This is a genomic window from Haloparvum alkalitolerans, from assembly GCF_055381565.1.
Genome location: NZ_AP043938.1, coordinates 1,381,096 through 1,398,954, shown reverse-complemented (window position 1 = coordinate 1,398,954; position 17,859 = coordinate 1,381,096). Strand labels below are relative to the sequence as shown.

Sequence of the window (17,859 nt, the reverse complement as noted above, 5' to 3'; positions counted from 1 at the left end):
CGCCGGATCGGGAGCATGGACCGGAGCGCGGGCGATGTCGGGCTGGTCGCGCTCGGCGGATTCCTCGGCGCGACTGGCCGATACAGCGTCGACCTCGCGCTCGGCGGCGTCGCGGGGACGTTCGCGGTGAACGTCGCCGGCGCGTTCCTGCTCGGCCTGCTCGTGGCGACCGTCACCGACCGCCGCGCCCGCCTGCTGTTCGGGACCGGAGTGCTGTCGTCGTTCACCACCTACAGCGCCTTCGCACACGACGCGGTGACGCTCGGGACCGTCGCGGGCGCCGGCTACGTCGCGGCGACGTACGCGGTCGGGTTCGCGGCGGCGGGCGCGGGGCTCGCGCTCGGGGGGCGGCGATGACCGCCGTCGACCTGCTGCTGGTCGGCATCGGGGGCGCCTGCGGCGCCGTCGGGAGACACGCCGTCGGGCGGGCGCTGTCCGGTCGGCGCTCGCTGGTCGCGGTCAACGTCGCCGGGAGCCTGCTGCTCGGTGCGGTGTTGGCCGCGCCGCTGTCGCCCTCGGCGATGCGGTTCGCGGGCGTCGGGTTCTGCGGCGCGTTCACGACCTTCTCCTCGGTGGCGGTGGAGGTCGCGACGCTGACGGACGAGGGTCGTTCCGGGGCGGCCGCGGCGCTGGCCGGCGGAACGCTCATCGCGGCGCTCTCGGCGGTTCTCCTCGGTGCGGCCGCCGTCGAGGCGGCGTGGTGACCGGGGGCGGCCCGGGTCGCGCCGCAACCGGTGCGGTCCGACCGCAACCGGGCGAACCGAGCGACAGGTACACGTTGCGGCCGCCCGAAGGACGGCCGTGACCGACGCTTCAGACACGCCGGTCGGCGCCGAGCCGGGGGACGGCGGATCGGCCGACGGACCGAACCTGGAGGGAGATGACGCCGAGGCGCGTCCGACCGAGCCGGTCGAGCGCGAGGAGCTCTCGCTCGACGACCTGACGCTTCCCCAGCGCGTGTTCGTCGCCGCGGTGCAGAACCCGACGCGGGGCGTGTTCGTCGCGTTCCTGCTGGCGTTCGCGTTCTCCTTCTACATCGCGCTCTGGCTCGCGTTCCCCCGGTTCGCGGCGCTCGGGTCCGCGGCGGCCGCGGTCGCCGCCGTCGTCATCGGCGGCGTGCTCTACCTGCTGCGATGAGCGGGGTCAGAAACGGGGCGGAGTCGGCAGACGGCCGCGAAACGGTTCTTTCCGGTGAGTGTGTCGCCTACTCGGTCCGGGAGAGCGCCCGCGCTTCGCGGCCGCGGATCGACGTGCGACCGGCCGGCGTGACGGTCGTGGTTCCGGAAACCGACCGCAGCCGGGTCGACCCCGACGCAGTGTTGGCCGGCCACGCCGAGTGGGTGCTCGAAAAGCGGGCGGCGATGGCGGCGCGCCGCGAGCGAGCGCCCGACCGCGCGTACGGGCCCGGCGCGACGTGGCCGGTCCTCGGCGCCGAGCGCGAGATCGTCGTGGAGCGACGGCGCTCCTCGACGGTCGACCGCGACGCGGACCTGATCCGGCTCGCGCGAAGCCACGTCGACCGGACCGCCCACAAGCGCGCGCTGGAGTACTGCTTCCGCGAGACCGCTCGCGCGGAGTTCGAGCGCCGGGTCGACGCCCTCGCGCCCGAGATGGGGGTCGCCGACGCGGTCGGCGGCGTGGAGGTGCGCAACCAGCGAACGCGGTGGGGAAGCTGTTCGAGCAACGGAACGCTCAGCCTCAACTGGCGGCTGCTGCTGGCGCCGCCCGCGGTGCTCCGGTACGTCGTCGTCCACGAGCTCGCGCACCTGCGGAAACGGGACCACTCGGACGCATTCTGGCGGATCGTCGCGGCACACGACACGGAGTGGGAGCGCCACCGGGACTGGCTCCGCGAGCACGCCGACGAGCTGATCTTCGACGAGAGCGACCTCTGATCGAGCTTCGCGAACGCCCCGGAACCGGCCTTCAGGGGCGGCGGGAGACGCGGACGGTCCGATCGCGTGGGCCCCAGATGGAAGGCCGCTGCCGGCTCTCCCTGCTACGCCCGTCTCTTGTCGTCACAGAGCCTGCTGCTTCGTGACCGCGACATCCAGAACGCCCCGCCCCGCGACCGCACAGCAGCCTCACACCTCCCCCTGGCTGAACGAACAGCCGCGGCCGGTCCCTCAGCATGTCGGTGGAGGACTGCGGGAGCGCGGTCGGTGGCCGCGTGCGATCCTCCCGCCGCCCGTGCGGTGTCTCGGGCGGATTTAAGTGGATCCAGGCCGACTATTCGGATATGAGTAAATCCTCTCTCGACGCCGGCGACGACGTTCCCGAGGCGGACGTCGTCCGTGTCGGGCTCAACGGGTTCGGCCGCATCGGTCGGAACGTGTTCCGCGCCGTGCTGGAGAACCCCCGGGTCGAGCTGGCGGGCATCAACGACGTGATGGACTTCGAGGACATGGAGTACCTCGGCAAGTACGACACCGTCATGGGCCGGCTCGACGGGCTGGAGCGCGACGGCGACGAGCTCGTCGTCGGCGACACGTCGGTCCCGCTGTTCAACGTGCAGGACCCCGCGGACCTGCCGTGGGACGACCTCGACGTGGACGTTGCCCTGGAGTGTACCGGCGTCTTCCGCACGAAGGCGGACGCGAGCGCGCACCTCGACGGCGGCGCCGACACCGTCATCATCTCCGCGCCGCCGAAGGGCGAGGAGCCGGTCAAGCAGTTGGTCTACGGCGTCAACCACGACGAGTACGACGGGGAGACGGTCATCTCCAACGCCTCCTGTACGACCAACTCCATCACGCCGGTCGCGAAGGTGCTCGACGAGGAGTTCGGCATCGAGTCCGGGACGCTCACCACGGTCCACGCCTACACCGGCTCACAGAGCCTCGTCGACGGGCCGATGGCCAAGACGCGCCGCGGTCGCGCGGCCGCCGAGAACATCGTCCCCACCTCCACGGGCGCCGCGAACGCGGCCACCGAGATCCTCCCGCAGTTGGACGGGAAGATCGACGGGATGGCGATCCGCGTCCCGGTCCCGAACGGTTCCCTGACGGAGTTCGTCGTCAGCCTCGACCAGGCGGAGATCACCGCCGAGGAGATCAACGACGCGTTCCGCGACGCCGCCGACTCGGGACCGCTGGCGGGCGTCCTCGGCTACACCGACGACGAGGTCGTCTCGCGGGACATCCTCGGGCTCCCGTTCTCCTCGTACGTCGACCTGAACTCCACGAACGTCGTCGCCGGCGGCGACCTCGTGAAGATCCTCACCTGGTACGACAACGAGTTCGGCTTCTCGAACCGGATGCTCGACATGGCGGCGTACGTTCACGACGCCTGATCCGGGACCCGTTCCGGCCCGGTCGCGGACCGCCGGCCGCACCGCTTGTGCGTATCGCCCACCGCTAAGTAACCGCCCCTCGATTCTCGACACATGACCGACGCCACCTTCAGAACCCTCGACGACCTGCCCGACGACTCGCGCGTGCTCGTCCGCCTCGACCTCAACTCCCCCATCGAGGACGGCGAGCCGCAGGACAACCGCCGCTTCGAGCGCCACGCCGAGACCGTCCGCGAACTCGCGGCCGCCGGCCACCGCGTCGTCTGTCTGGCCCATCAGGGCCGCCCCGGCCGCGACGACTTCGTCTCGCTGGCGGGACACGCCGACATCCTCGCGAAACACGTCGGCCGCGACGTGGCGTTCGTCGCCGACACCCACGGCCCCGCCGCGCGGGAGGCCATCGAGGCCCTCGACGCCGGGGAGGTCCTCCTGCTCGAGAACACCCGGATGTGCGAGGACGAACTGCCGGAGGCCGACCCCGAGGAGAAGGCAGCGACCGAGTACGTCGAGACGCTCGCGCCGCTGTTCGACGCCTACGTCAACGACGCCTACTCGGCGGCCCACCGGAAGCACGCCTCCCTCGTGGGGTTCCCACTCGCGCTGCCGGCCTACGCCGGTCGCGTGATGGCGGCGGAGTACGAGGCCAACACCGCCATCGCGCGCAGGTCCTTCGACGGCCCCGTCACGATGGTCGTCGGCGGGACGAAGGCGACGGACGTGATCGGCGTAATGGACGCGCTCGGCGACACGGTCGACCGCTTCCTGCTGGGCGGCGTCGCGGGCGAGCTGTTCCTCCGCGCGGCCGGCCACCCGGTCGGCTCGGACCTGTCGGGGATGGACCTGTTCGACGAGCAGTGGGAGCGCAACCGCGAGACCATCGAGCGCGTGCTCGACGAGCGGGGCGAGGCGATCCACCTCGCGACGGACCTCGCGTACGAGGGCGCGGACGGCGACCGCGCCGAGGTCATGGTCGACGACATCGAGGAGAAGGAGACGGCGTACCTCGACGTCGGAAGCGCCACGGTCGAGGCGTACGCCCCCCTGATCCGCGAGTCCGACGCCGTCTTCGTGAAGGGCGCGCTCGGCGTCTTCGAGGACGAACGCTTCGCGACGGGAACGGTCGGCGTCTTGGAGGCCATCGCCGAGACGGACTGCTTCTCGGTCGTCGGCGGCGGCGACACATCCCGCGCCATCGAGCTGTACGGGCTCGACGAGGACGACTTCTCGCACGTCTCCATCGCCGGCGGCGCGTACATCCGCGCGCTCACCGGCGAGTCGCTGCCCGCGGTCGAACTGCTGCAGGAGCAGGCGGACGCGTAACCTGAGACCCGGCCGATCAGGCGGTCGGCGCGCGCGAGGAACGCGCGCGAGGTCGCCAGCGCGCTACTGCACGCTGGCTGCTCGAAAATCTCCGATTTTCGGTGGAGTCGCGGGCCCGGCGCGCTGCGGTGTCTCCAGCGTCGCCGTGAGCGCGGTGCGGAGAGAACGGCGGCTCGAAAATCTCCGATTTTCGGCGCGCTACTGCACGCTGGAGGCCAGCGGGACGCCGTTTGTCCCGTGCTGCGGTTCCGCGCCCGGCCCGCGGCCGAGGCTGGGGAGGTGTGAGGCTGCGGGGCGGTTGCGGTACGGTTCGGAGCGGGGCGGTTCCGGTGCTGTGCGGGGTGGAACTGTTCAGAGCAGGCGGATCGGCGACGGAACACGTTCTGTCTGAGGGAGCGTTCGAACCGGGCGATGCTCGCGCGATCGGCCGTCGCCGTCACCAGACCTCAGAAATACCGAGACCGTCCGCGGAGCACTACGAGCCGTCCGTGAGCGGCAGCCGCATCCAGAGGTCGCCGCGCTCTCCCTCGACGGTCTCGAAGCCGAGCCCGCGGTACACCGAGAGCGCGGCCCGGTTACGGCGCTCGACGGTGAGCACGACCGCGGCGCGGTCGGTGGCGGCGGCGCGGGCGACGATGTGGCGGCACAGCTCCGTCCCGAGCCCGCGGTCCTGATACGTCGGGTGGACGAACACCGCGAGCTCCGGCTCGTCGGCGTCGGTCGGCGTCAGCGTGGCGTGACCGACGACCCCGGCCTCACCCTCGGCGACGACGTTCCAGCCGCGCTCGAAGAGGTCGTCGAGCCAGCGCTCCGTCCGCGACTCGGTGACCGGCGGGAGTCCCTGCGCGCGGTCGGCGGTCCCGAAGTCGCCGTACATGGCGGTGAGCGCGTCGCGGTCGTCGCCGTCCGCGGCCCGGATCCGCCACCGGACGCCGAACTTGTCGACGAACCGTGGACCGCGCGGCGAGGGGGCGGGAGCGGGCGACCGCTCCGCCGTGGGGTCTGCCGACCGGTCCGCCGTGGAGGTGGGCGTCGTGGTCATGGCTCGTCTCCACCTACGCCGAGACGGCGCTTAAACCGGGGCGCGGGCTCCCAGCGAACGGGAACGCGGCGCGGAGCGCGGGGCGCGCACGCCGGACGCCGGACGCCGGCCTCCCGCCGACACTTTTGTCGGCCGCCCGCGAACCGCCGTGCATGAAGCTCGGCATCGTCTCCGACACGCACGACGACCTGGACGCGGTCGCGGCCGCGGTCGAACTGTTCGAGCGCGAGGCGGTCGACGCCGTCGTCCACTGCGGCGACTTCGTGGCGCCCTTCTCGGTCGCCCCGTTCGAGGGCGACTGGGCGTTCCACGCCGTCCGCGGCAACAACGACGGCGAGTGGGCCGTCGAGTCGACCGTCGAGGCGTTCGGCGAGTACCACGGCGAAGCCGCCGCCCTCCCGTTCGACGGGCGCTCCGTCGCGGTCTACCACGGCACGAGCGCGACGCTCGTCGACGCGCTGGTCGACTGCGGCGACCACGACTTCGTCTGTCACGGACACACCCACGCGCACGGCGTCGAGGAGCGCGGCGGGACGGTCCGCGTCAACCCCGGCGGGCTCCCCATCCCGGTCGCGGGCGCGGACGACGCCTTCCGGGTCGCGACGATCGACACCGACCGCGAGGGCGTCGACGCGGTGACCCACCACGTGCTGGACGGCTGAATCGGTACGCGGGACGACGAACCGGGCCGTCGACGCGGCGCGGCCGCTGGACAGCCCGCCGAGTCCCGCAAAAAGAACCGAAAAGTTCCGGCGGCCTCAGTCGGCCGCTTCGACGACTTCCCGCTCGGAGTCGTCCTCGCGGTAGTAGGTCTCGATGAACTCCTCGTCGATCCGGTTGAGCTCCTCCTTCGGCAGCATCGAGAGGAGGTCCCAGCCGATCGCGAGCGTCTCCTCGAGGTCGCGGTTCGTGTCGAAGCCCTGGTCGACGAACTCCGTCTCGAACTGGTCCGCGAAGTCGAGGTACTTGTTGTCGCGCTCGGAGAGCGCCTCGCGACCGACGATGTTCACGAGGTCGCGCAGGTCTTCACCCTCCGCGTACGCCGCGTACATCTGGTCGGAGACGTCGCCGTGGTCCTCGCGGGTGAGCCCCTCGCCGATGCCGTCGTCCATCAGCCGCGAGAGGGACGGCAGCACGTTGATCGGGGGCTGGATGCCCTGACTGTTGAGGTCGGGGTCGACGTAGATCTGCCCCTCCGTGATGTACCCGGTCAGGTCCGGGATCGGGTGGGTGTCGTCGTCGCCCGGCATCGTGAGGATCGGGATCTGGGTGACCGACCCCTCGCGACCCTCGATGCGGCCCGCGCGCTCGTACAGCTGCGCGAGGTCCGTGTACATGTACCCGGGGTAGCCACGCCGGCCCGGAACCTCCTCGCGGGCCGCGCCGATCTCGCGCAGCGCCTCACAGTAGTTGGTCATGTCCGTGAGGATGACGAGGACGTGGTAGTCCTTCTCGAACGCGAGGTACTCGGCGGTGGTCAGCGCCATCCGCGGGGTGACCGTCCGCTCGACTGCGGGGTCGTCCGCGAGGTTCATGAAGACGACCGAGCGCTCCAGCGCGCCCGTCCGCTCGAAGTCCTCCATGAACTCGTTGGCCTCCTCCTGGGTGATGCCCATCGCGCCGAAGATGACCGCGAACTCGGAGCCCTCCTCGTCGCCGGACTCCTCCTCCTCGGGCACGGACGCCTGTCGGGCGATCTGCATCGCCAGCTCGTTGTGCGGCTGGCCCGAGCTCGAGAAGATCGGGAGCTTCTGGCCGCGGACGAGCGTGTTCATGCCGTCGATACCGGAGACGCCGGTCTCGATGAATTCCTCGGGGTACTCCCGGGAGTACGGGTTGATCGCCGCGCCGACGATGTCCTGTCGCTCCTCGGGAACGATCTCCGGGCCGTCGTCGATCGGCCGGCCGGAGCCGTCGAGCACGCGGCCGAGGAGGTCCTCGGTCACGGGCATCTTCATCGTCTCGCCAAGGAAGCGGACGGAGGCGTTGCGGTCGATACCGGAGGTGCCCTCGAAGACCTGGATGGCGACGACGCCGTCCGAGGACTCCAGCACCTGGCCGCGCAGGGTCTCGCCCTGCGGGGTCTCGATCTCGACGATCTCGTCGTAGCCGATGTCCTCGTCGACCTCGGCGTACACGAGCGGGCCGCTGATCTCGGTGATTGTCTGGTACTCTTTCATTGTCAGTAGAGCGCGCGGAGCTCCTCGGTGATCTCTGCTTTGAGCTCGTCGGTGTACTCCTCGTAGTCCTCCTGGACGCCGATCCGGTTGATCCGCGGCGCGGAGTCGATGTCGATGATCTCCTCGACGGGGACGCCCGCGTCGAGGGCCTCGAAGGCCTCCTCGGAGAGCGTCTGGATCGTCGTGAGGATCATGTACGTCTTCTCCGGGGGACAGAACGTGTCCACCGGGTGGAAGGCGTTCTGCTGGAGGTACGCCTCACGCAGGTACCGGGCGATCTCCAGCGTGAGCTGCTGGTCCTCCGGCAGCGCGTCCTTCCCCACGAGCTGAACGATCTCCTGGAGCTCGGTCTCCTCGTCGAGCACGTCGACGGCCCACTGGCGCTTCTCGGGCCAGTCGTCCGCGACGTTCTCGACGAACCAGGGGTCGAGCTGCTCCCGGTAGAGCGAGTAGGACTCGTTCCAGTTGATCGACGGGAAGTGGCGGCGCTCAGCCAGGTCCGCGTCGAGCGCCCAGAACGTCTTCACGATACGGAGCGTGTTCTGCGTGACCGGCTCGGAGAAGTCGCCGCCGGGCGGCGACACCGCGCCGATCGCGGAGACGGATCCCTCCGTCCCGTTGACGTTCTCGAAGTAGCCGGCGCGCTCGTAGAACTGCGCGAGCCGGGCGGCGAGGTACGCGGGGTACCCCTCCTCGCCGGGCATCTCCTCCAGCCGGGAGGAGATCTCGCGCATGGCCTCCGCCCACCGCGAGGTGGAGTCGGCCATCAGCGCCACGTCGTAGCCCATGTCGCGGTAGTACTCCGCGATGGTGATGCCCGTGTAGATACAGGACTCGCGGGCCGCGACCGGCATGTTCGAGGTGTTGGCGATGAGCGAGGTGCGGGCCATCAGCGGGTTGCCCGTCTTCGGGTCCTCCAGCTCGGGGAAGTCCTCGATCACCTCGGTCATCTCGTTGCCGCGCTCGCCGCAGCCGACGTAGACGACGATGTCCGCGTCGGCCCACTTGGCGAGCTGGTGCTGGGTGACCGTCTTCCCGGAGCCGAACGGCCCCGGAATGGCGGCCGTCCCGCCCTTCGCGATGGGGAAGAGGCCGTCGAGGATGCGCTGGCCGGAGACCAGCGGCGTCCGCGGCGTCTTCTTCGAGGCGCTCGGTCGCGCCTCGCGGACGGGCCACTCCTGATGCATGGTGATCTCCGTGCCGTCGTCGAGCTCCGCCACCGCGTCAGTGACGGTGAAGGAGCCGGATTCGACGGAGGCGACCTCGGCGGTCTCGTCCTCCTCGAGCGCGTCCGGCGGCACCATGACCTTGTGGTCGATGGAGACCGTCTCCTCGACGATCCCGACCACGTCGCCGCGGCCGACCTCGTCGCCGGCTTCGACGGTGGGCTCGAACTCCCACTCCTCCTCGAAGTCGATACCGGGCGCGTCGACGCCGCGGTCGAGGTAGGGGCTGTTCATCTTGTCCTCGAGCACGTCCAGCGGGCGCTGGACGCCGTCGTAGATGGCGTCCAGCACGCCGGGACCGAGGTCGACCGACAGCGGCTCCCCCGTGTTCTCGACGGGTTCGCCGGGGGCGACGCCCGAGGTTTCCTCGTACACCTGCACCGTCGTGACGTTGCCCTCGATCTCGATCACTTCGCCCATGAGGCCTTCGTCGCCCACGTAGACGACGTCGTTCATGCGCGCGTCGAGATCGCGGGCGGTCACGACGGGACCGCTCACGCTCTGGATGACACCGGTTCCGGTGGTGTCCGTCCCTGTTGCTTGACTCATATGTGTTAGTCTTCCTCCATCAGGTCGATACCGATGGCTCGTTTGATCTGGTCGCGCAGCCCGCCGCTCCCGGCGCCCTCCGCGCCGAGCGTCACGAGGACCGGCTCGATGCTCCCCTCGACGCTCTCGCGGGTGTCCCGCGAGAGGTGGTCGAGGTCGTCGTCGTGCATCACGATGATGCCGACCTCCTCGTCGGAGAGCGTCTCCTCGACGGCGTCGTCGAGGGCCGCGTCCTTCTCGTCGTCCGGTACGTTGCGGAACTTCCGGACGCCGGCGAGCCGGAATCCGGTCGTGAAGTCGGGGCTGCCGATCACGGCGATCTCCTGGCTCATTGTATCACCAGTTCCGATTCGATCTCGTCGCTCCCGAGCCCGGCCTCCTTCCCGCGTGCGATGGCCCGGATGTTCTCGACCTCGCGCTCCTTGGCGAGGATGTACGAGATGATCGGGGTGACCGAGACGGGGTGGACGGTGCCGAGCCGGTCGCCGTACGTCAGAAGCGCCGCGTCGGTCGCGTGCTCGAACGCGATGAGGCTGTCCGCCTCCTCGAGTTCGCGCAGCGCGTCGCCGAGGTCGTCGCCGTACGTGCTGTCGGCGATGTACGTGACGAGTTCGTCGAGGTTCGCGGCCAGCTGCGACAGCGTCGCGCGGTCGAACAGCTCGCCACCCTCGATGAAGTAGTCCGCCGGGTCGATGTCCGCGCCCGAGCGGGCGAGCCGGAGCGCGTTGCGCGCGTTCCGGAAGTCGACCTCGGCCTTCAGGAACCGCTCGTACTGCCGGGTCGGCTCGTCGCCGCCGAGGCTCCCGAGCAGATGGTCGTAGAAGGCGCGGTCGACCGCGTTCTCGAGCGGCACCAGCACGTCCGTCTCCTGGAAGTCGGCGTAGGCCGCCTCGAGCGGCTCACCGTAGATGGTGTCCTCGAGGATCTCGACGACCGCCTCGACCGAGTCCGCCTCGAGCAGGCGCTGGATCCGCCGGTCGTCGAACGACCCGGCGCGGATGAGGTCGACCTCCACGTCCTCCGTGTCGGCGTCCGTGTAGACGCCGCGGATGACGGTCTTGATGTTCCAGGCGTCGAACTTCCGGAGGTAGCGCACGACCAGGTCGTAGACGCGCCCCTCGCTCCAGTCGAGGATGGCCTCGAACTGGTCGGCGAGGTTGGCGTTGAGCGCGTACTCGATCAGGTCGACGCCGCCGTGGCGGCTCCCCAGCGCGTTGATCTCCGCCTCGTAGGTGGACTCCTCCATGAAGCGGGCGATCTCGGCGGGGCTCATCCGGACCAGCTTGCGGTACTCCTCGTCGCCGTACAGCGAGCCGCGGCGGGCGCGAACCCGCGCGACGACGTACTCCGGGTTCGAGCTGCCGGCGGCGCTCATTGGTCGAACAGTCGCTCCGAGAGCTGCTTCAACTCGTCGTCCCAGACCTCTTCCAGGACGGAGTCGAAGGTGTTGTTCACGCGAACGCGGGAGGTGTCGCTCTCCACGACGACGCCGCCGAGGCAGTCGATCTCGCCGGCGACGGTCGCGTCGCGGTCCGCACACAGGTCCGCGAGCAGCTCCTGGTCGTCGGCGCTGCCGTACACCTCGACGGACTCGTCCTCGAAGTCGGCGAGCGCGCCCTCCAGCAGCGTCTCCGTGAGCTCGCGCCGACGGTCGCCGTCGAGGTCGGCGAGTTCCTCCTCGACGCGGTCGCGGACGTCCGAGAGGACGTCGCGCCGGGCGGCGAGCCGCTCCTGCTTGGCCTCGAGCTTCGCGGAGGAGAGCTCCTGCTCCCGCTCCTGCTCGATGGTGCGCTCGGCCTCGTCGAGGCGCTCCTCGCGGATGCGCTCCGCGTCGGCCTCGGCCGCCTCGATGATCTCGTCGGCCTCCGCCTCGGCGTCTTCGCGGATGTCCTCCGCACGCGCGCGGGCTTCGTCTCGAATGTCCTCAACGACAGTGTCCAAGGTCATTGGTTTGAAAAGGGGGGTGCCGCTCAGACGATGAAGACGACGACGAGCGCGAGGATAACGATCGTCTCGGGGAGGACCGTCAGGATGAGCCCGTTGACGAAGAGGCTCTCGTCCTCCGCCATCGCGCCGACGGCGGCCGAACCGATACCGCGCTCCGCGTACCCGGCCCCGAGCGCCGCGAGGCCGACGGCGAGCGCTGCGGCGGCGCTGGGGTCGGTCAGTGTTCCGCCGGTCGACGACTGTGCGACGTTCCCGAATTCGCTGATAGCTTCAAGCATTGGTAGTAGTTGCAGTTGCTCGTCTCCGAACAGTTGCTATTTGCCGCCACTACGGTCATAAAGCTTCCCAAAAAGATCGGCGAGAACCGCGGTACTGAGCCGCAAACCCGGGGTTGACGGAAGTTCGTCGGTCCCGACAACAGGGAGCGGGACCGGAGCGGTCGCGCGAAACGGCGGCCGACGAGCGAGCGCGGCGTGCTCAGTCGTCGGCGGTGTACTGCCGGTCGTACCCGAACGGGAGGTACGCCTTGCCGCCGCCCTCGTAGAACTTGCCGAAGAACTCGACGTACTCGAGACGCACCGCCTGAATGCCCGCGGACGTGACGCCCAGCAGGAGGACGACGAGGTGGCCGATGAACGCCACGACGATCCCGCCCACGAGGGCGAGGACGCCGACGAGGCTCGGCTCGAACGCGGTCGTCAGGCCCGCGAAGACGAGCTCGTACTCCCCGCCGTTCGCGACGGAGTGCTCCTGCACGTACGAGAGGTACTCCGGCGTGAAGATGAAGTGGAAGCTCCCGTCGCCGCCGCCGTCGATGTACGCGCCGAACGCGAGCAGGTTGACCGCCAGCGCCATGCCGCCCTTCGCGAGCAGCACCGCCATGATCCGGGCGTACGAGATGACGTTGACGATGGGCGAGAGCACCTCGGCCAGCTCAGCCGGCTCGCCGATCGCGAGCAGGACGAACCCGACCGCCGCGGCCGCGAGGCCGAGGTACCCGATGACGACCGGGAACCCGGCGAAGGAGACGGCGCCGAGGGTGAGGATCGACACCGAGTCGAACAGGAAGTCGGGCTTCGGGCCGGGCACGTGCTGGCTGAAGATCCAGATCCACGCGCCGTTGAGCAGGAGCAGCCACGAGGCGCTCTCGTACATCGCGTGCTTGAGGTCGTGCTGCTCGTAGTTGTTGACGAACGAGAGCGCGTACCCCACGTTCAGGTGGACCAGTCCGAACAGCACGCTGACGACGAGGAACGACAGCGCCCAGTCGAGGTCGGCCGGGGAGAGCCCCTTCCCGGCGACCGGCCAGTGGAGGCCGAGCAGCTGGTACGCGTGGTACCCGAACACGTCGATCCCGAAGTAGACGCCGAACAGGACGGTGAACCCGCCGGCCCACATCGCGATGGCGCCCAGTTCGCGGAAGGCACCCTCGTAGTTCGCGTAGATGAAGTAGCCGATGGCGGCGTACAACAGGCCGTACCCGACGTCGCCGATCATGAACCCGAACATCGCCGGGAACGTGAGGAAGACGAGCAGCGTCGGGTCGAACTCGCGGTACTTCGGTCGCCCGAAGCCCTGCACGAGCAGTTCGAAGGGACCGGCCGCGCCGCCGTTGTCCTGCACGACCGGCGGCTCGTCCTGCGAGCCGGCCGCGTGGCCGCCGTCCGTGGCGGCCTCGCGCTCGGCGTCGCCCTCGTCGGCGACCGGCTCCGAGTAGTGGTCGCCGTCCGGCGTGAACGAGGCGCGTTCGAGCTCCTCGACCTCCGCGCGGTCGCCGACCGCGTCGGTGAGCGCCGCCGCGAAGTCGTCGAACATCTCCGTCGGGATCCACCCTTCGGCGACGAACGCGTTCTCGGTCGTCGCGAACGAGAGCGGCGCCTCCTTCTTCTGTGCCTCGATGGTGAGTTGCTCCTCGGCGCGGAGGAGGAAGCTCGCGGCCTCCGTCTTGACCTCATCGATCTCGCTTTCGACGGTGTCGAGCTTCGACTCCAGTTCGCGGATGCGCTGTTCGCGCTCCGCGACGTAGCTCTCGGGGTCCGCGCCCGACTCGGGCACCTCGAGGAAGGTGATGTCGACGCCCACGAGCGCGTCCTGCAGGACGCCTTCGTCGGCCTCGTCGGCGGGGCGGGCGAAGATCGCCGCGGTGTCGCCGCCGGAGAAGACCTCGAAGGCGTCGATGCCGGACGCCGTCGCGACCGCGGACTCCACGTCGTCCGCGGACGCCTGACCGACGACCACCTCGAGTTCGTCGTAGCCGCGGAGGAGGTCGAGCTCGATCCCCAGCTCCGCGAACGGTTCGACCGCGGCGACCTCCTCCTCGAGGTCGCGGATCTCCGTCCGGAGGTCGTCACGGCGGTCGTTGAGGTCGTTGACGCGCTCGCGCACGTCGTCGAGTTCGGCCTCCAGCTCCTCGTCGCCAAGCGCGCCGCGGCCGTCGGCGTCCGCGTCCTCGACCTCGAGGATGCTCTCCAGCGAGCGGACGGTCACGAGCTTCTCGTTGACCGCCTCGGCGCCCTCGAGGGACTCGCCCGGCTGGAACCCCTCGTAGCGGCCGTCGTAGTCGGTGACGTGGAGGCTGTGGTGCTCGTAGGCCGTCTCGATCACGTCGTCGATGACGCGCTTCGAGCCCGTCACCGACACCTTGCTCATCTGCTCAGGCCTGAGCATTCACCGCCTCCTCGAACTGGTCGACGGCGTACTCGACCGCCTCGTCGACGCGTTCGCGCGCCTCGCTTTCGAGCTCCTCGCGGTCCTGTTCTCCCTCGGCGAGGATCTCCGATTTCCGCTCCTCGATATCCTCGCGGGCGGACTCGAGACGCTCCTCCGCCTCGGCGGACGCCTCCTCCTCGGCCTCGGAGCGGATCTCCTCCGCCCGTTTGCGGGCCTCGGAGAGGCGCTCCTCGGCGTCGGCCTCCGCCTCGGCGATGATCTCGTCCGCCTCTTCCTCGGCATCCTTGATCCGTTCGAGAACCTCTGGTCTCGCCATACTCACTAATCGTCCGAAAGTACCGACAGCGCCGTATAAGGTGTTTGCGAAAGCCATCGCGGCTCGCGCGGCTCTCGCCGCCGGTCGCGACCCCGCGTCAGTGGCGTGGTTCCCCCGCAGGACGGCGGGAGGAACGGTCGCTCGCGCGTACATTTAAGTGGTCGCTGCCGGTGGATGGCCGTATGGCAACGGTCTATGCGGTCGCCTCGGCGAAGGGCGGCGTCGGCAAGACGACGACGACCGCGAACCTCGCGGCGATCCTCTCCGCGGCGGGCGAGGACACCGTCGTCGTCGACGCCGACCTGGGCATGGCGAACCTCGCGGGCGCGCTCGGCGTCGACGCCGCCGAACCGACCCTCCACGACGTGCTCGCGGGCGAGGCGGACCCGGCGGACGCGGTCCGCGAGGGACCGTGCGGGCTTCGGGTCGTCCCCGGCGAAACGGAGCTGGACGCGTACGCGGCCGCGGACCCGGCGGGGCTCCGCGAGGTGATCGAGGCGTTCGACGACGCCGACGTCGTCGTGCTCGACTGTGGCGCCGGGCTCGCGCACGACTCGGCGCTCCCGCTCGCGCTGGCCGACGAGACGCTGCTGGTCTCGACGCCGGAACGCGACGCCCTGATCGACACCGACAAGACCGCGGACCTGGCCGATCGCCTCGGCGGAACCGTCGCCGGCGCGGCGCTCACGCGCGTGACCGCGGAGAACCACGACGAGGCGCTCGTCGAGAAACACCTCGACGCGCCCGTCCTCGGCAGGATCCCGGAGGACCCGACCGTCGGCGAGGCGCTGCGCGCCGGCGAGCCCCTGGCGACGTTCGCGCCCGACGCGCCGGCAACTGCGGCCTACCGCTCGCTCGCGACGGAGCTGACCGGCGTGACGCTCGAGCCCGCACCGGGCGCCGAGAAGCAGGCGGAGCCGACCGAGGCGGAACTGGCTGAGGGGGACGAAGGGGACGCCGCCGAAGCAGAACCCGAGGCGGAATCGGACGAGACCGGAGCCGACGAAGCAGAACCCGACACGACGGACGCGGAGGCCGAGGCGGAGTCGGACGAGACCGGAGCCGACGAAGCAGAGCCGGACGCGACGGAAGCGGAGGCCGAGGCGGAGTCCGACGCGACGGAAGCGGAGGCCGGGACGGGCGAGCCGCCGATCGCGGAAGCGGAGCCGGAACGGGCGGACCCGGACGCCCCCGAACCGGGTCCCGTCGACGAATCGGCCGAGACGGAAGAGGCCGACGCGGACGACGGCGGGAGCGAGGACGAGGACCTCGAGGGAAGCGTCCCGTTCCGCGACGCGGACGGCGATGACGACGGCGCGGAGGCGACGCCCGAGGACGACGGCGACGGCGCCGGCGACGCGGACGGCGAGACCGAGGAGAAGAAGGGCTTTTTCTCGCGGCTGTTCGGCCGGTGACCGCGGTGAGGGGCCGTCGCTCCCCGCGGACTACATCGACTCGGGGGCTTCGACGCCGAGGACCGCGAGCGCGTTCGCCATCGCGTGTTTCGCCAGCGCGACCGCCGCGAGCCGCGCGTCGCGGCGCTCGTCGGTCTCGGCGGTCAGGACCGGACACTCGCGGTAGAAGGCGTTGAACGCCTCGGCGAGGTCGCGGGTGTAGGTGGCGACCGTGTGGGGTTCGAGGTCGTCGGCGGCCTCCTCGACGACCGCGGGGAAGCGGGCGGCCTCCCGGAGCAGGGCCTCGGCCTCGGGCGCAACGAGGGCGTCGGCGTCGGGCGCGTCCGGGACCGCGGCGCCGGCGCGCGCTGCCTCCTCGAGGATGCCGCAACAGCGCGCGTGGACGTACTGCACGTAGGGGGCCGACTGCGCCTCGAAGTCGAGCGCGCGGTCCCACTCGAAGGTGATCGCCTTCGCGGGCTGCTTCGAGACGATGTCGTAGCGGACCGCACCGATCCCCACCTGTCGGGCGATGCGCTCCACGTCCTCGTCGTCGAGCTCGTCGTCGCGGATACGGTCGTCGAGGCGGTCCTCGACCTCCTCTCGCGCGCGGTCGATGGCCTCGTCGAGCAGGTCGTCGAGCTGGACGCCCGTCCCCGCGCGCGTCGACATCTTCCCCTCGGGGAGGTTGACGTACGAGTAGATGACGTGGCGGAGCTGGTCGGTGTCGTTGTCCAGCAGCTCCAGCGCGGCGTCGAGCTGGTCGGCCTGGAGCTTGTGGTCCTCGCCGAGGACGGTGACGGCGCGGTCGTAGTTGTCGAACTTCCACTCGTGGTGGGCCAGGTCGCGGGTCGTGTAGAGGCTGGTCCCGTCCGAGCGCAGGAAGACGAGGTTCTTGTCGATGCCCCACGCGTCGAGCTCCAGTTGCCACGCGTCCTCCTCGTAGACGGCGTGGTCCGTCGCCTTGAGCCGCTCGGCGACCTCGTCGGTGGCGCCGTCGCGCATGAACCGCGTCTCCTTGACGAACTCGTCGAACGTCGCGGGCAGGCGCGCCAGACACTCCTTCATCCCGCCGAGCACCTGGTCGACGACGGTCTGGACGCGCTCGTAGGTCTCCTCGTCGCCGGCCTCCAGCCCCTGGAGGATCGACTGGATCTCCGCCTCGGCGGCCTCGACCGCCGCCTCGTCGGCGTTCTCGAGGTAGGCGTTCCCCTTGCGGTAGTAGCGGACGAGGTCGTACTCGATCCGGTCCCGGGCCGGCTCCTCCTCGAGGTCCGACTCGTCGAACGTCTCGTAGGCCCACGTGAAGACGGCCATCTGGCGACCGGCGTCGTTGACGTAGTAGTGGCGGTCCACGTCGTAGCCGGCGAAGTCGAGCAGGTTCGCGACCGCGTCCCCCACGATGGGGTTGCGCGCGCGGCCCACGTGGACGGGACCGGTCGGGTTCGCGCTGGTGTGCTCGACGACGACGGAGGTGTCGCGGTCGGGGAGCGCGCCGAAGTCGGCGTCGACGCCCGCCGAGAGCGTGTCCGCGAGGTAGGCGTCCGTCGTGCGGAAGTTGACGTAGGGGCCGGCGGTCTCGACGCCGCCGAGGTAGTCGAAGGCACCCTCGGCGAGGACCTCGGCGACCGCCTCCGCCACCTGCTCGGCCACCTGCGGCGGGGGCGCCCCGACCTCGCCCGCGAGTCGAAACGCGACGCTGGAGGCGAGCGTCGCGTCGGTGTCGGCGGGCGGCTCCTCGATGCCGAGGTCGTCCGTCGGCAGGTCGCGGCGCGCGAGCGCGTCGGCGAGCGCCGTCTCGACCTCCGAGCGGAACTGTCTGAACATGTGGACCCGTTCGTGGGTCCCGCTAAAAGGCCCTTCCGAAGCGGGACGCCCGGAGCCCCGGCCGGACCGCGAGTCCGAGCGACCGTCGCTGTCCAC

At 70.3% G+C, this 17,859-nt stretch carries 17 protein-coding genes and 1 pseudogene; 8 read left to right on the top strand and 10 right to left on the bottom strand.

Translation table 11 applies throughout. The features are described 5' to 3' along the window. The first annotated feature begins 15 nt into the window (after positions 1-15). The 6 genes from ACZ432_RS09350 to ACZ432_RS09325 all read left to right on the top strand — a co-directional run bounded on the left by ACZ432_RS09350 (position 16) and on the right by ACZ432_RS09325 (position 4,612). The gene (locus ACZ432_RS09350) at positions 16-357 is read left to right on the top strand and encodes a fluoride efflux transporter FluC (protein WP_426962561.1); all 342 of its coding nucleotides are present in this window, start codon (positions 16-18) and stop codon (positions 355-357) included. After that, positions 354-704, top strand: coding sequence for a fluoride efflux transporter FluC (locus tag ACZ432_RS09345; RefSeq protein WP_426962562.1), 351 nt, complete (start codon positions 354-356; stop codon positions 702-704). Before ACZ432_RS09350 ends, ACZ432_RS09345 begins: the two co-directional genes overlap by 4 nt. A 97-nt stretch (positions 705-801) precedes the next feature. Further along, positions 802-1,137: a hypothetical protein gene (locus ACZ432_RS09340; protein WP_426962563.1), complete on the top strand. Its 336-nt coding sequence runs from the start codon at positions 802-804 to the stop codon at positions 1,135-1,137. Then, entirely contained in the window at positions 1,134-1,895 is a 762-nt protein-coding gene (locus ACZ432_RS09335; RefSeq protein WP_426962564.1) for a M48 family metallopeptidase, read from the top strand. Before ACZ432_RS09340 ends, ACZ432_RS09335 begins: the two co-directional genes overlap by 4 nt. Before the next feature lie 344 nt (positions 1,896-2,239). After that, a complete protein-coding gene (gap, locus tag ACZ432_RS09330) occupies positions 2,240-3,292 on the top strand; it encodes a type I glyceraldehyde-3-phosphate dehydrogenase (RefSeq protein WP_426962565.1) in 1,053 nt (350 codons plus the stop codon). Between the two features lie 93 nt (positions 3,293-3,385). Next, positions 3,386-4,612 (top strand): phosphoglycerate kinase, encoded by a 1,227-nt coding sequence (locus ACZ432_RS09325; protein WP_426962566.1) that lies wholly within the window; start codon positions 3,386-3,388, stop codon positions 4,610-4,612. Positions 4,613-5,087: 475 nt separating this feature from the next. Here ACZ432_RS09325 and ACZ432_RS09320 read toward each other — a convergent pair whose 3' ends face one another. After that, positions 5,088-5,654 carry a GNAT family N-acetyltransferase gene (locus ACZ432_RS09320; RefSeq protein ID WP_426962567.1) on the bottom strand — a complete coding sequence of 189 codons (567 nt, stop codon included), beginning with the start codon at positions 5,652-5,654 and terminating at the stop codon, positions 5,088-5,090. Between the two features lie 152 nt (positions 5,655-5,806). Here ACZ432_RS09320 and ACZ432_RS09315 point away from each other — a divergent pair, with 152 nt between their 5' ends. After that, positions 5,807-6,316 (top strand): metallophosphoesterase, encoded by a 510-nt coding sequence (locus ACZ432_RS09315; protein WP_426962568.1) that lies wholly within the window; start codon positions 5,807-5,809, stop codon positions 6,314-6,316. A 96-nt stretch (positions 6,317-6,412) separates the two neighbouring features. Here the strand turns inward: ACZ432_RS09315 and ACZ432_RS09310 are convergent, their stop codons facing one another. From ACZ432_RS09310 to ahaH, 8 genes are all read right to left on the bottom strand, one after another. After that, positions 6,413-7,834, bottom strand: a complete 1,422-nt coding sequence (locus ACZ432_RS09310; RefSeq protein WP_426962569.1) for an ATP synthase subunit B — start codon at positions 7,832-7,834, stop codon at positions 6,413-6,415. 2 nt (positions 7,835-7,836) lie between these two features. Continuing rightward, the gene (locus tag ACZ432_RS09305) at positions 7,837-9,609 is read right to left on the bottom strand and encodes an ATP synthase subunit A (RefSeq protein ID WP_426962570.1); all 1,773 of its coding nucleotides are present in this window, start codon (positions 9,607-9,609) and stop codon (positions 7,837-7,839) included. A gap of 5 nt (positions 9,610-9,614) precedes the next feature. Beyond that, positions 9,615-9,941, bottom strand: a complete 327-nt coding sequence (locus ACZ432_RS09300; protein ID WP_426962571.1) for a V-type ATP synthase subunit F — start codon at positions 9,939-9,941, stop codon at positions 9,615-9,617. Beyond that, a complete protein-coding gene (locus ACZ432_RS09295; protein WP_426962572.1) occupies positions 9,938-10,984 on the bottom strand; it encodes a V-type ATP synthase subunit C in 1,047 nt (348 codons plus the stop codon). Before ACZ432_RS09295 ends, ACZ432_RS09300 begins: the two co-directional genes overlap by 4 nt. Continuing rightward, on the bottom strand, positions 10,981-11,556 hold the full coding sequence (locus ACZ432_RS09290; protein ID WP_426962573.1) for a V-type ATP synthase subunit E: 576 nt from the start codon (positions 11,554-11,556) through the stop codon (positions 10,981-10,983). Before ACZ432_RS09290 ends, ACZ432_RS09295 begins: the two co-directional genes overlap by 4 nt. A 23-nt stretch (positions 11,557-11,579) precedes the next feature. Then, complete coding sequence (locus ACZ432_RS09285) at positions 11,580-11,834, bottom strand: ATP synthase subunit K (protein ID WP_058367073.1); 255 nt, start codon at positions 11,832-11,834, stop codon at positions 11,580-11,582. Positions 11,835-12,033: 199 nt separating this feature from the next. Beyond that, the gene (locus ACZ432_RS09280) at positions 12,034-14,223 is read right to left on the bottom strand and encodes a V-type ATP synthase subunit I (RefSeq protein WP_426962574.1); all 2,190 of its coding nucleotides are present in this window, start codon (positions 14,221-14,223) and stop codon (positions 12,034-12,036) included. Beyond that, positions 14,210-14,542 (bottom strand): ATP synthase archaeal subunit H, encoded by a 333-nt coding sequence (ahaH, locus tag ACZ432_RS09275; RefSeq protein WP_426962575.1) that lies wholly within the window; start codon positions 14,540-14,542, stop codon positions 14,210-14,212. The genes ACZ432_RS09280 and ahaH overlap by 14 nt, the downstream gene beginning before the upstream one ends. 182 nt (positions 14,543-14,724) lie before the next feature. On the opposite strand from ahaH, the pseudogene minD reads away from it, so the two are divergent. Continuing rightward, positions 14,725-15,471 (top strand): annotated as a pseudogene (gene minD / locus ACZ432_RS09270) (cell division ATPase MinD); the annotation flags it as partial. Between the two features lie 516 nt (positions 15,472-15,987). Here minD and argS read toward each other — a convergent pair. Continuing rightward, entirely contained in the window at positions 15,988-17,763 is a 1,776-nt protein-coding gene (argS, locus tag ACZ432_RS09265; protein WP_426962576.1) for an arginine--tRNA ligase, read from the bottom strand. Positions 17,764-17,859: the final 96 nt, after the last annotated feature.